The sequence below is a fragment of the Serratia sp. S4 genome, assembly GCF_000347995.1.
GTDB lineage: Bacteria > Pseudomonadota > Gammaproteobacteria > Enterobacterales > Enterobacteriaceae > Serratia > Serratia quinivorans.
Map to the genome: position 1 here is coordinate 4,112,812 of NZ_KB661120.1, position 13,080 is coordinate 4,125,891.

Consider the following 13,080-nt stretch of genomic DNA (forward strand, 5'->3'; position numbering starts at 1 on the left):
CAGGTAACCTACTATGCGATCCCCGTTTAACTGGAGATTCACCCCGCTGTTCGCCGTATTGCTGCTGGCCGGGTGCGCTTCTACCGACAATATTGCCCCGCAGTCCACCTTGATGGACCCGCAGAGCCTGCAATTGTCACAGCCGAAAGTCAGCTCGCTGAACGTTAGCCCACAGTGGTGGCGCTCGCTTAACGATCCGCAGCTCGACAGCCTGATGACCCAGACGCTGCAAAGCTCACCGACGCTGAGACAAGCCGCCGGGCGCGTGCGCGAAGCGCAAAGCGTGATGGGTGAAGCCAGTGCAGCCAACGGCCCGAATCTGGATCTGAACGCCAGCAGCAACCGCCAGAAAGTCCCGCAAAACGTCAACATGGGATTGGGCTATCCACATAAGCCGATCTACGAGAGCTCCAACTCGCTGGGGCTGAATCTGGCCTATGAATTTGACTGGTGGGGTAAATACCGCAATCAGGTTAACGCCGCCAAGGCGCAGGTCGATGCGGCCCGCGCCGAGCAGGAACAGGCTGCGCTGACGCTAACCAGCTCGGTGGCCTCCGCCTATTTCCAGCTGCAGAGCAATTTCGCGCTGGAAAAACTGCTGCAACAGGAAGTCGACAACAACCAACGCCTGACGGATTTGCGCCAACAACAATATAAAGCCGGCATCACTGGTGTTGATGTTCCGCAACAAAGCCAGGCGCAGGCCGACGGTGCCAAGCAGCAGATCCTGCAACTGCAGTCGCAGATTGAACAACTAAGACACCAGTTGGCCGCGCTGGCCGGCCAGGGCCCAAGCGCGATGCAGCATCTGCGTCCGGTGGCTCTGCCCGCCAGTAATCTGATGGCGCCAAAAGGTGAACTGACCGCCGATCTGCTGGGCAAACGCCCGGATATCGCCGCACAGCGTCAGTTGGTCGAGTCTTACAACCAACGCGTCAGCGCCGCCCGCAAGGAATTTTACCCCAGCCTGACCATTTCAGCCTTTGCCGGCCTGACTACCACCAACACCAGTGGGACCAGCCCGAATCTGTTTGAAGCGGCCAGCCAGGCCTGGAACGTGATGCCGGCGATTTCATTGCCGATCTTCCACGCCGGTGCGCTGCGCAGCAAACTGGGTGAGGAGTCCGCGCTGTATGACCAGGCGGTGGAGTCCTATAACCAAACCATCCTGAATGCCGTGCAGGAAACCGCCGATGCCATCACCGTCCAACAAAGCACTGCGCAACAGCAGCTGCAGGCGGCATCTGCGTCCCAATCGATGCAACAGGTGTACCGCGTCGCTAACGCTCGATACCAGGCAGGGATTATCGGGCGCGACCAGTTGTTAACCAGCCAGACGCAGCTCTTGCAGCAGCAACAGGCGGAACTGAATGCCAACAGCAACTTGCTGCAGGCGAAGATAGGACTGATCCGTGCGCTGGGCGGTGGCTATCAGGCCCCGGTCGCTGCGGATTCAAAAGCATAATAAAATAGAGAGCTTGGAGAACACCATGAGCGCAAGCGCGGAGACTCAGACCCCGCCACAACCTGTCGGCAAAAAGAAGCAGCGCAAGTTTTGGCTGCTGTTGATGACGGTTATTTTCGTTGTTATTGGGGTGGCATATTTAGTGTATTGGTTCCTGGTGTTGCGTCATCATCAGGAAACGGACGACGCCTATGTGTCCGGTAACCAGGTGCAGATCATGGCCCAGGTGAACGGTAGCGTTAACAGCGTCAACTTCGACAATACCGACTACGTGAAGCAGGGGGATGTGCTGCTTACGCTGGATCCGACCGATGCCGAACAGGCGCTTGAACGCGCCAAAACCGGCCTGGCCAACAGCGTGCGTCAGACCCACCAGCTGATCATCAACAGCAAGCAGTATCAGGCCAACATTGCCCTGCGCAAGTCTGACCTGAGCAAGGCGGAGAACGATCTGAAGCGCCGCGTGGTACTGGGCAGCCTTGACGCCATCGGCCGTGAAGAACTGCAACATGCGCGTGATGCGGTCGACAGCGCCAAAGCGGCACTGGAAGTGGCGGTTCAGCAATACAACGCCAACCAGGCGATGGTGCTGAACACCCCGCTGGAGCAACAGCCGGCTATCCAACAGTCCGCGGCGCAAATGCGTGACGCCTGGCTGGCCTTGCAACGTACCAAAATCATCAGCCCGATCACCGGCTATGTGTCCCGTCGCAGCGTACAGGTTGGCGCGCAAATCGCCGCCGGTTCCCCGCTGATGGCGGTGGTGCCTGCCGATCACATCTGGGTGGACGCCAACTTCAAAGAAACCCAGATCGCCAATATGCGCATCGGTCAATCGGCCACCGTGGTCAGTGATATTTACGGTGACGACGTGGTGTACAGCGGTAAAGTGGTCGGTATCGATATGGGCACCGGCAGCGCCTTCTCACTGCTGCCTGCGCAGAATGCTACCGGTAACTGGATCAAGGTGGTTCAGCGCCTGCCGGTACGTATTGAACTGGATGCCAAGCAAATCGCCGATCATCCGCTGCGTATCGGTCTGTCGACGCTGGTGAAAGTTGACACCACCAACCTGGACGGCCGCGTGCTGTCTGACGTGGTGCGTGACAAGCCGTTGTATCAGACCGACGCGCTGGCATTGAATCTGGCACCGGTTAACCAGATGATCGCCGACGTGATCCATGCGAATGCCGGCTAAGCGCGTGGGAGGCTACCTTGGCACAGAAACCGCTTGAAGGTGCCCAGCTCGCCTGGATGACGGTCGCGCTCGCCATGGCGACCTTTATGCAGGTGCTGGACTCCACCATTGCCAACGTGGCGATCCCGACCATCGCGGGTAACCTCGGGTCTTCCAACTCGCAGGGTACCTGGGTGATCACCTCGTTTGGCGTGGCGAACGCTATCTCGATCCCGATCACCGGCTGGCTGGCGAAGCGCGTCGGTGAAGTGCGGCTGTTCCTTTGGTCCACCGCACTGTTCGTACTCGCTTCCTGGCTGTGCGGCATCTCCAACAGCCTGGGCATGCTGATCTTCTTCCGCGTGATCCAGGGTGTGGTCGCGGGGCCACTGATCCCGCTGTCGCAAAGTCTGTTGCTGAACAACTATCCGCCCGCCAAGCGAGCGATGGCCCTGGCGCTATGGTCGATGACGGTGATCGTCGCGCCAATATTCGGGCCTATCCTCGGCGGTTATATCAGTGATAACTATCACTGGGGCTGGATCTTCTTCATCAATATTCCAATTGGCGCCGTAGTGATCCTGGTGGCGATGTCGACGTTGAAAGGCAGGGAAACCAAAACCGAGATCAAACCGATCGACACCATCGGTCTGGTGCTGTTGATCGTCGGTATTGGTTCGCTGCAGGTGATGCTCGATCAGGGCAAGGAGCTGGACTGGTTCAACTCCACCGAGATAATAGTGCTAACGGTGGTGGCGGTGGTGGCGCTGGTGTTCCTGATCATCTGGGAACTGACGGACGACCACCCGGTGGTGGATCTGTCGCTGTTCAAGTCGCGCAACTTTACCGTCGGCTGCCTGTGTATCAGCCTGGCCTATATGCTGTACTTCGGCGCTATCGTGCTATTGCCGCAGCTGCTGCAGGAGGTGTATGGCTATACCGCCACCTGGGCGGGGCTGGCTTCGGCGCCAATCGGGTTAATACCGGTATTGCTGTCGCCGATCATCGGCAAGTTCGGTAACCGACTCGACATGCGACGACTGGTGACCTTCAGCTTCATTATGTATGCCGTGTGCTTTTACTGGCGCGCCTATACGTTTGAACCGGGAATGGACTTTGGCGCCTCGGCCTGGCCGCAGTTTGTCCAGGGCTTCGCCATTGCCTGCTTCTTTATGCCATTGACCACCATTACGCTGTCCGGCCTGCCGCCGGAACGTATGGCGGCGGCGTCGAGCCTGTCGAACTTTACCCGTACGCTGGCGGGGTCGATCGGGACGTCGATCACCACCACGCTGTGGACTCAGCGCGAGTCGCAACACCACTCGCAGCTGGCGGAGTTTGTGAATCCTTACAGCCCGCAGTCGCAGGACATGTACCGGCAACTGGAACAGATTGGCATGAGCAAGCAGCAGGCGTCGGCCTATATCGCCAACGAGATCACCGCGCAGGGGCTGATTATCTCGGCTAACGAGATATTCTGGCTGTCCGCTGGGGTGTTCCTGGTCCTGCTGGCGCTGGTCTGGGTGGCGAAACCGCCATTCAGCTCCGGCGGTGGGGGCGGCGGCGCTCACTAAACAGTAGAAAGCAAAACGGGCACCCCAGGGTGCCCGTTTTTTTATAAAATATTATGTATACCCTATGAATTTCAAGTTGTAGCTAGGCGACCAACTCACTCATCCCCAGTTACTCTAGTAAGTAACTGGGGTGACAAATCTGCCAGGAGCAGATTTGAACGCTGCTAGCAGCGGCCCCAAAGGGGTGTGGCCCATGGACGGGCCACATAACTGAGTGCGGGTAACAACGCTGCGGCTTGAAAGGCGACGGGTATATTAGGCCTGGTTTTGACGCCACCAATCAGCCAGCAAAATGCCGGTCGCGACCGATACGTTCAGGCTTTCCACCTTGCCGGTACCGCCGATAGACACGTTCATGTCGCCCTGCTGCCAGGCACTGTCGCTCAGGCCGTCACGTTCCTGGCCGAGTACCAGTACCATTTTGGCCGGCAGCTTAGCCTGCGCCAACGGAGTCCCTTTGTGGCTCGAGGTGGTGACGATGGCGTATCCCGCTTTGCGGAAGGTATCCAGCACCGACAGGAAGTCATCGGCATTAATTGCCTTGATGTGTTCCGCGCCGCCTTCAGCCGTACGCACCGCAGCACCTGATTCCAGCACCGCCGGATCCTGCAGCAACACGCCGTTCACGCCAAAGTGAGCGCAAGAACGTACGATAGCACCCAGGTTGTGCGGGTTGCCTACTTCTTCCAGTGCCAGCACGCAGTCTTTCGCCGGGGCTTCTTTCAGATAGGTTTGCGCATCCAGACCCTGACGCTTTTTAATCAGGAAGCAGACGCCGCCGTGGTGTTCGGTGCCGGACGCTTTGGCCAGCTCTTCTTCATCCACCACGTGATAGGCTTTGCGGTTTGCCGCCATCCAGCGCAGTGCTTCACGAAAACGTGGCGTGACCGACTGTACGAACCAGGCGCGGACGATAGCGTCCGGACGGCTGGCAAACAGGGCCTGACAGGCGTTTTCACCGTAAACGCGGGTTTCTTCCGCACGCTGACGGCGTAACTGTTCTGGATCGATAAAACTCTTGCCGCTGATGCCGCCGTGATCAAATGCCGGCTCTTCTTCCGGGCCACGTGACACGGTTTTCCACGGCGAATCATAACCGCCACGGTCTTCATTGTGCGCTGGACGGCGAGGACGATCGCTTTCACTGCGGCGGGAATCAGAGCCAGAGCCACGGCGATCGTTATTACCGCGCGGCTTGTCCTGACCGGTACGGCCCGAAGAGCGCGCACCGTCTGCCGGACGGCCTTTGCCGGCCGGACGCTTATTCTTGTTACGGTCGTCGCTGTTGTTGTCGTCGTCACTGCGGACGTACATCACTTTAACTTTACCGTTCTTGCCACTAAATGAATCGTTCATTTTCTTCTCCACCAACGCGCAGGGCGCGAAGATTACCTGATGTTGGGGTGCTAAGCCACCTACTTGCGCTAAAAGCTAACAACTATCGTATTCATCGAACAAACCTCTTTGTCCATTACCCTACTTTTAACGATAATAAGCAGCATTAAAGATACATATCCGCAACCCGAGTGCGGCATGTCGTGCATTCTCAGTATCCGAGGTCATCATGAATACAGTTTGTCCTGCTTGTAATGCCACCAACCGCGTGCCTGAAGAACGAGTGGCTGACGGCGCGAAATGCGGCCGTTGCGGCCATGCGCTCTTTGACGGCGAGGTGATCAACGCCACCGCCGCCACACTGGACTCGTTGTTGCAGGATGGCCTGCCGGTGGTGGTCGATTTTTGGGCGCCGTGGTGCGGCCCTTGCGTCAGTTTTGCCCCGATCTTTGAAGACGTCGCCGAGGAGCGCGCCGGCAAAGTTCGCTTCGTTAAAGTCAACACAGAGGCAGAACCCGAACTGAGCGCCCGCTTCCGCATCCGCAGCATTCCAACCATTATGCTGTTCCGCGAAGGGAAAATGGTCGACATGCTCAACGGTGCCATGCCGAAAACGCCGTTCGATAACTGGCTCAATGAACTAGTTTAACGCAGAAAGTCTCTACCCGTCGCCTTTCAATAGGCGGTGTTGTCCATTGCCCGTGACACCGCCGTGACTCAATCCAGCCCGAACGCTCCCGTCGGGCTTTTTTCTGCGTTACAATAGCGGTTTTCCCCGAGATCTTTATGACCGACAACGCCGTCCTTCGCCTGCGCCAATTTCGCCTGGAACGCTCTACTCGCCCTTTTCTGGCGCGTGGCAACCGCGTACCGCGTTGTCAGGGCTGCCTGCTACCCCATAAAAACTGCCTGTGTGACAGTATCCGGCCACAGCCTGCCGCCAGCCGTTTTTGCCTGATCATGTTTGGTGCAGAACCGCTGAAACCGAGCAATACAGGCCGACTGATCGCCGATATTTTGCCGGAAACCCAGGCATTTCTTTGGTCGCGTACCGAGGTTGACCCTGCCCTGTTGGCGGCGATTAACGATCCCGAACGCCAGCCTTACGTGGTGTTTCCCGCCTCCTATGCCGCCCCCGAGCGGCCGGTGTTCAGCGAATTGCCCGCTGGTGGCAAACCTCCGTTGTTTATTATGCTCGATGGCACCTGGACCGAGGCGAGCAAAATGTTCCGTAAAAGCCCGTACCTTAATCAGTTCCCGGTATTCTCACTCAACGTGACCGCCGCTTCGAATTACCAACTGCGCGAAGCCAGCCGCATCGAGCAACACTGCACGGCCGAAGTGGCAGCAGCGCTGTTGCAGCAAGCCGGTGACGTGGCCGCCGCCAACGGGCTGGCCGAGCATTTTCACTATTTCCGTCAACAGTATCTGGCCGGGAAACCTACCCGCCCGGAGGCACCGGTCACAGCAAAGCCGTCGCAAAACGCCTAGAATCAGGCGTAACGTTGCCTAAAGGAGTCGTGCATGAGCCAGCGAGGGTTAGAAGCGCTTTTACGTCCTAAATCGATTGCCGTTCTCGGCGCTTCACAACAGCCCGGCCGCGCCGGTAACCTGATGATGAGCAACCTGCTGGCCGGCGGTTTCAACGGGCCGGTGATGCCGGTCACACCGCGCTACAAGGCAGTGTGTGGCGTCATGGCCTACCCGGACGTCGCCAGCCTGCCCATCAGCCCCGATTTGGCGATACTTTGTACCCATGCGCAGCGCAACCTGGCATTGATTGAAGAACTGGGCAAGCGCGGCTGCAAAACTGCCATTGTGCTCTCCTCCCCGCCGGAACAGTTCGCCGAGCTGAAAGCCTGCGCGCAGCGTTATTCGATGCGCCTGCTGGGGCCAAACAGCCTCGGCCTGCTGGCGCCCTGGCAAGGCATTAACGCCAGTTTCTCACCGGTCCCCATTCTCAAAGGCAAGCTGGCGTTTATTTCCCAGTCCGCCGCCGTGGCCAACACCATTCTCGACTGGGCGCAACAGCGTGAGGTTGGCTTTTCCTATTTTATCGCGCTGGGCGATAGCCTGGATATTGACGTCGACGACCTGCTGGATTTTCTGGCGCGCGACAGTAAAACCAGCGCCATTTTGCTGTATCTGGAAAACATCAGCGATGCACGGCGCTTTTTATCCGCCTCGCGCAGCGCCTCACGCAACAAACCGATTCTGGTGGTCAAAAGCGGCCGCAGCCAGCAGGCCCAGCTGTTGCTTAACAGCCAACAGGGGTTGGATGCCGCCTACGATGCCGCTATCCAGCGCGCCGGTTTGTTGCGCGTGCAGGATACCCATGAGCTGTTCTCCGCAGTAGAGACCCTGAGCCATATGCACCCGCTGCGCGGCGAGCGGCTGATGATCGTCAGCAACGGTGCGGCACCGGCCGCTATGGCTCTGGACGAGCTGTTGGGCCGTAATGGCAAGCTGGCGCAGTTGGGCGACGAGATGCTGACGCAGCTTGGCGAGGCTTTGCCCGAGTTTATCCTCGCCGGCAACCCGATTGACCTGCGTGATGACGCGACACCGCAACGTTATCTGGCGGCGGTTAAAACGCTGCTCGACAGTCATGACTACGACGCCTTGCTGCTGATCCACGCTCCAAGCGCGGCGGCCCCGGGCACCATTACTGCCGAACGTATTATCGAAGCGGTGCGTCAACACCCGCGTGGCAAACGCATTACGCTACTCACCAATTGGTGCGGTGAATATTCCTCGCAGGAAGCCCGACGGCTGTTTACCGAGGCCGGCATACCCACCTATCGCACCCCGGAAGGCGCGGTGACCGCGTTTATGCATATGGTGGAATACCGCCGTAATCAGAAACAGCTAAAAGAAACCCCGGCGCTCCCGGTCGGCCTGACCGCCAACACCGCCGATGCCCACCGATTAATTCAACAGGCGCTGGCCGAAGGCGCTACGCAGCTCGATACCCACGAGGTGCAATCGATTCTGCAGGCCTATGATCTGACCACGCTGCCAACCTGGATTGCCGAAGACAGCGCCGAAGCGGTGCATATCGCCGAGCAAATTGGCTACCCGGTAGCCCTGAAATTGCGTTCGCCGGATATCCCCCACAAGTCTGAAGTCCAGGGCGTTATGCTCTACTTGCGCACCGCGACCGAAGTGCAGCGAGCCGCAGATGCGATCCTTGACCGGGTGAAACGCACCTATCCGCAGGCACGTATCCACGGCTTGCTGGTGCAGAGCATGGCCAACCGCGCCGGAGCGCAAGAGCTGCGTATTGCCGTGGAACAAGATGCCATTTTTGGCCCATTGATCATGCTGGGCGAAGGGGGGATCGAATGGCGGCAGGAAAATCAGGTCGCGGTGGCGCTGCCGCCGCTGAATATGGCGCTGGCGCGCTATCTGGTATTGCAGGCGGTAAAAGGAGGAAAAATCCGCGGGCGCAGTGCCCTGAGGCCGCTGGATATTCCCGGGCTGAGCCGCCTGTTGGTACAAGTCTCCAATCTGATCCTCGACTGTCCGGAAATCACCCGGCTGGACATCCACCCGGTACTGGCCTCGGGCAGCGAGTTCACCCTGCTGGATGTTTCCATGCAGCTTGCCCCCTTTGTGGGTGACCCGCAGGCAAGGCTGGCGATCCGTCCTTATCCCCATGAGCTGGAAGAAACCATTGGGTTGAAAGACGGTTCGCAATGCCTGTTCCGGCCGATCCTGCCGGAAGATGAACCAGCGTTGAAACACTTTATCGATCGCGTGACCAAGGAAGACCTCTACTATCGCTACTTCAGTGAGATCAACGAGTTTACCCATGACGATTTGGCTAACATGACGCAGATCGACTACGATCGAGAAATGGCTTTTGTAGCAGTGCGTGATGAACAGATTATAGGCGTAACCCGCGCGCTATCCGACCCGGACAATACCGATGCAGAATTTGCCGTGCTGGTGCGTTCCGATCTGAAAGGACTCGGTTTGGGACGCCAACTGCTGGAAAAAATGATCGCCTATGCCCGAGCCCATGGGTTGACCCGTCTGACCGGCATCACCATGCCGAACAACCGTGGAATGATCGGGCTGGCACAGCGGTTGGGTTTTGGCATTGATGTGCAGATCGAGGACGGTATCGTCAATTTGACCCTGCCGCTGCAGGCAGAGGAAGCGCAGTGACCTGTGTCGCAATGCGCTACGAATCCACCACTTAACGCCAAAACATACGCACAATCGAGGCAACTAGTGGTATTATCGCCCGATTATTCGATTTGTTGTTTTTCCGTATTTGGCGTTCAGGCCATCTAATCATGAGAGAAGAAGCGCACTGTGATGTTGTCAAAATTTAAACGTAGCAAACATCAACAACACCTTGCACAACTGCCCAAACTCCCTCAGACGGTAGCTGATGTACGTACTTTGTACACGCCGTCTGATTACCGTGCCACCCTGCTGGAATTAATCGCTAACGCCACCCAACGCATTTATCTGGTCGCTCTGTATCTGGAGCATGACGACGCCGGGCGCGATATTCTCAACGCACTTTATCAAGCGAAGCAGCGGTGTCCGGAGCTGGAGATTTGCATTTTGGTCGACTGGCATCGTGCCCAGCGTGGGCGCATCGGCGCCGCGGCCGCCAATACCAACGCCGACTGGTACTGCTCAATGGCAGACCAGCATCCGGGGCTGCCGGTGCCGATATACGGCGTGCCGGTCAACACCCGTGAAGCCTTGGGCGTGTTGCACCTGAAAGGTTTTGTTGTCGACGATACCGTGATTTACAGCGGTGCCAGTATCAATGACGTTTACCTGCATCAGCATGAAAAATACCGTTACGATCGCTACCAACTGATCGCTAACGGTGAATTGGCCAACACCCTGGTCGATTACATCAAACAGCATCTGCTGACCGCCGGTGCCGTACAACGTTTGGATCGTGACGATCGCCCGAAAAGCCCCGAGATCAAAAACGAAACTCGCCTGTTCCGCTTCGGCCTGCGCCGTGCCGGCTATCAGTTTCGCAACAACGCCAGCAACGATGAGCTGGCGGTAACACCGCTGGTTGGGCTGGGCAAACAAAGCATACTGAATAAAACCATTCACCATCTGATGTCCAGCGCCGATCAAAAACTGACGCTGTGTACCCCCTATTTCAACCTGCCGGCGCTGCTGGTGCGCAATATTATTTATCTGTTGCGCCAGGGCAAGCAGGTGGAAATCATTGTCGGTGATAAAACCGCTAATGACTTCTATATTCCGGAAGATCAGCCATTCAAAATTATCGGCGCGCTGCCTTACCTGTACGAAATCAACCTGCGACGCTTTCTCAGCCGTCTGCAGCGTTATATCGATACCGGTCAGCTGATTGTTCGCCTGTGGAAAGACGGCGATAACAGCTATCACCTGAAAGGCATGTGGGTAGATGACGAATGGCAGTTGATTACCGGTAATAACCTCAATCCACGCGCCTGGCGGTTGGATCTGGAAAATGCCATTCTGATCCACGATCCCAAACAGGAAATGCGTGAGCAGCGGCATAAAGAGCTGGAATGCATCCGTACCCATACCACCGTGGTGGGACACTATCTGGAATTGCAAAGTATCCAGGAGTATCCGATCAAAGTGCGTAAGCTGATCCGCCGTCTGCGCCGTATCCGTATCGACCGATTGATTAGCCGTATACTGTAAGCGCGCTATAATTCAGCTATCGCAGACCCCGGCCCATGCCGGGGTTTTTTATGAGCCGTGACAACAGGATGTTTTCATTATGCGCCCACTCCGCTGTCTGTTTGTGCTGCCCTTTGTCCTGTTCACCAGCGGTTGCACACATTGGGCAAATGACAGCTGGACCGGAAAAGACAAGGCGCAGCATTTTGTCTCTTCTGCTGCCTTTGCCGCCGCGGGTGCCGCTTATGGCGATCATCAAAACTGGAGTGAGGCTCGCAGCCGGAGCTTTGGCCTGATGTTTTCGATCGGGCTGGGTGCCGCCAAAGAGCTGTATGACAGTCGCGAAGGCGGCACCGGCTGGAGCTGGAAGGATTTTGCCTGGGATGTGGCGGGGGCGGCTACGGGGTATAGCCTGTACCACGCCACCCGTTGATTCACAGTTGGATCTCTTTCCCCTTGCGATGCAAGCGAAGTGAAACGATCAGCGCCAACAGACACATGCCGGAAACGTACCAGAAGAAGGCATTCTCTATGCCATATGACTTCAGCGACAGAGCAACATATTCTGCAGACCCGCCAAACATCGCGTTAGCCACCGCATAAGACAGACCAACGCCTAGCGCCCGCACTTCCGGCGGGAACATTTCGGCTTTCAGCAACCCACTGATCGAAGTATAAAAACTGACAATAAACAGTGCCAGCACGATCAGACCGAATGCCGCATAGGGATTGCTGACATTTTTCAAGGTTAACAGAATAGGTACTGTGAGTAAGGTGGCGAAAGAAGCAAAGATCAGCATTGAGCTACGGCGACCAATCTTGTCCGACAATGCCCCAACCAACGGTTGCAGCAGCATATAGATAAACAAGGCTGCAGTCATAATACCGCTAGCCAGCTTGGCGTCCATCCCTGAGGTATTGACCAGATACTTTTGCATGTAGGTGGTAAAAGTATAAAAACTTAGCGAGCCACCGGCGGTAAAGCCCAGCACCATCAGAAAAGCTTTACGGTTCTTCCACAACCCTTTCAGCGAACCTGCATCCTTATGGCTACGGGTTTTGGCATCGGATGTTTCATTTAGCGAACGACGCAGATATAACGCCACTACGGCCAATACCGCTCCTATCGCGAAGGGAATACGCCAGCCCCAGGCTTTGAGCTCTTCCGTGGACAGGATTTGTTGTAGCGCCACCAAAACCAGCAATGCCAACAGTTGGCCGCCAATCAGCGTGACATATTGGAAAGAGGCATAGAACCCGCGTCGCCCCTTTATGGCCACCTCACTCATATAGGTCGCACTGGTGCCATATTCACCGCCGACCGACAGCCCCTGGAACAGGCGTGCAACCAGCAGCAGCACCGGTGCCCAACTGCCGATCGACTCGTAGGTCGGTAAGCAAGCGATCACCAGCGATCCGGCGCACATCATGCAAACAGAAATCAGCATCGAGTTTTTACGGCCATGCTTGTCAGCAATATAACCGAACAACCAACCGCCAATTGGGCGCATAAAGAAACCTGCTGCAAACACACCGGCCGTTTGCAGCAGTTGGGTAGTGCTGTTGCCGGCGGGGAAAAACGAGGCGGCAAAGTAGATAGAACAGAAGGAATAGACGTAAAAATCAAACCACTCCACCAGATTCCCTGATGAGGCCCCAACAATCGCGAAAATACGTTTCTTTTTGTCCTGAACAGCCAGATCGGCGGTCCCTTCATCCTCAATGGCCGAGGTTGTTTCTGTCATTTTATATTCTCCGAGCCAGATAAACAGTGAAGTCGGCGTCCTGCCGTTTAAATGTGATTCAATTGTTAGTGTTTAGTTAACGATTAAAACAAATAGCGGGCGAAGAATATAGCGTGATTTATG

The 13,080-nt window shown here is 56.7% G+C and carries 10 protein-coding genes; 8 read left to right on the plus strand and 2 right to left on the minus strand.

The window, feature by feature from the left end; all coding sequences use genetic code 11:
- Positions 1–13 precede the first annotated feature (13 nt).
- The 3 genes from SERS4_RS0119885 to emrB are packed head-to-tail and all read left to right on the plus strand — an operon-like array spanning position 14 to position 4,216.
- Complete coding sequence (locus SERS4_RS0119885; RefSeq protein ID WP_012146448.1) at positions 14–1,465, plus strand: efflux transporter outer membrane subunit; 1,452 nt, start codon at positions 14–16, stop codon at positions 1,463–1,465.
- A 25-nt stretch (positions 1,466–1,490) separates the two neighbouring features.
- The gene (emrA, locus tag SERS4_RS0119890; protein ID WP_012146449.1) at positions 1,491–2,663 is read left to right on the plus strand and encodes a multidrug efflux MFS transporter periplasmic adaptor subunit EmrA; all 1,173 of its coding nucleotides are present in this window, start codon (positions 1,491–1,493) and stop codon (positions 2,661–2,663) included.
- A 17-nt stretch (positions 2,664–2,680) separates the two neighbouring features.
- A complete protein-coding gene (emrB, locus tag SERS4_RS0119895; RefSeq protein WP_012146450.1) occupies positions 2,681–4,216 on the plus strand; it encodes a multidrug efflux MFS transporter permease subunit EmrB in 1,536 nt (511 codons plus the stop codon).
- Between the two features lie 255 nt (positions 4,217–4,471).
- Here emrB and SERS4_RS0119900 read toward each other — a convergent pair whose 3' ends face one another.
- Positions 4,472–5,572 carry a tRNA/rRNA methyltransferase gene (locus SERS4_RS0119900; protein WP_012146451.1) on the minus strand — a complete coding sequence of 367 codons (1,101 nt, stop codon included), beginning with the start codon at positions 5,570–5,572 and terminating at the stop codon, positions 4,472–4,474.
- A gap of 208 nt (positions 5,573–5,780) precedes the next feature.
- Between SERS4_RS0119900 and trxC the strand changes: the two genes are divergently transcribed.
- The 5 genes from trxC to SERS4_RS0119925 all read left to right on the plus strand — a co-directional run bounded on the left by trxC (position 5,781) and on the right by SERS4_RS0119925 (position 11,645).
- Positions 5,781–6,200 carry a thioredoxin TrxC gene (gene trxC / locus SERS4_RS0119905; RefSeq protein ID WP_012146452.1) on the plus strand — a complete coding sequence of 140 codons (420 nt, stop codon included), beginning with the start codon at positions 5,781–5,783 and terminating at the stop codon, positions 6,198–6,200.
- A 137-nt stretch (positions 6,201–6,337) separates the two neighbouring features.
- Positions 6,338–7,042 carry a tRNA-uridine aminocarboxypropyltransferase gene (locus tag SERS4_RS0119910; protein WP_017893774.1) on the plus strand — a complete coding sequence of 235 codons (705 nt, stop codon included), beginning with the start codon at positions 6,338–6,340 and terminating at the stop codon, positions 7,040–7,042.
- A 33-nt stretch (positions 7,043–7,075) separates the two neighbouring features.
- Positions 7,076–9,724: a bifunctional acetate--CoA ligase family protein/GNAT family N-acetyltransferase gene (locus tag SERS4_RS0119915; RefSeq protein ID WP_017893775.1), complete on the plus strand. Its 2,649-nt coding sequence runs from the start codon at positions 7,076–7,078 to the stop codon at positions 9,722–9,724.
- A 153-nt stretch (positions 9,725–9,877) separates the two neighbouring features.
- On the plus strand, positions 9,878–11,233 hold the full coding sequence (gene pssA, locus SERS4_RS0119920; protein WP_017893776.1) for a CDP-diacylglycerol--serine O-phosphatidyltransferase: 1,356 nt from the start codon (positions 9,878–9,880) through the stop codon (positions 11,231–11,233).
- A gap of 79 nt (positions 11,234–11,312) precedes the next feature.
- The gene (locus SERS4_RS0119925) at positions 11,313–11,645 is read left to right on the plus strand and encodes a YfiM family lipoprotein (protein WP_012146456.1); all 333 of its coding nucleotides are present in this window, start codon (positions 11,313–11,315) and stop codon (positions 11,643–11,645) included.
- 1 nt (position 11,646) lies between these two features.
- Here the strand turns inward: SERS4_RS0119925 and SERS4_RS0119930 are convergent, their stop codons facing one another.
- The gene (locus SERS4_RS0119930; RefSeq protein ID WP_017893777.1) at positions 11,647–12,957 is read right to left on the minus strand and encodes an MFS transporter; all 1,311 of its coding nucleotides are present in this window, start codon (positions 12,955–12,957) and stop codon (positions 11,647–11,649) included.
- Positions 12,958–13,080 lie beyond the last annotated feature (123 nt).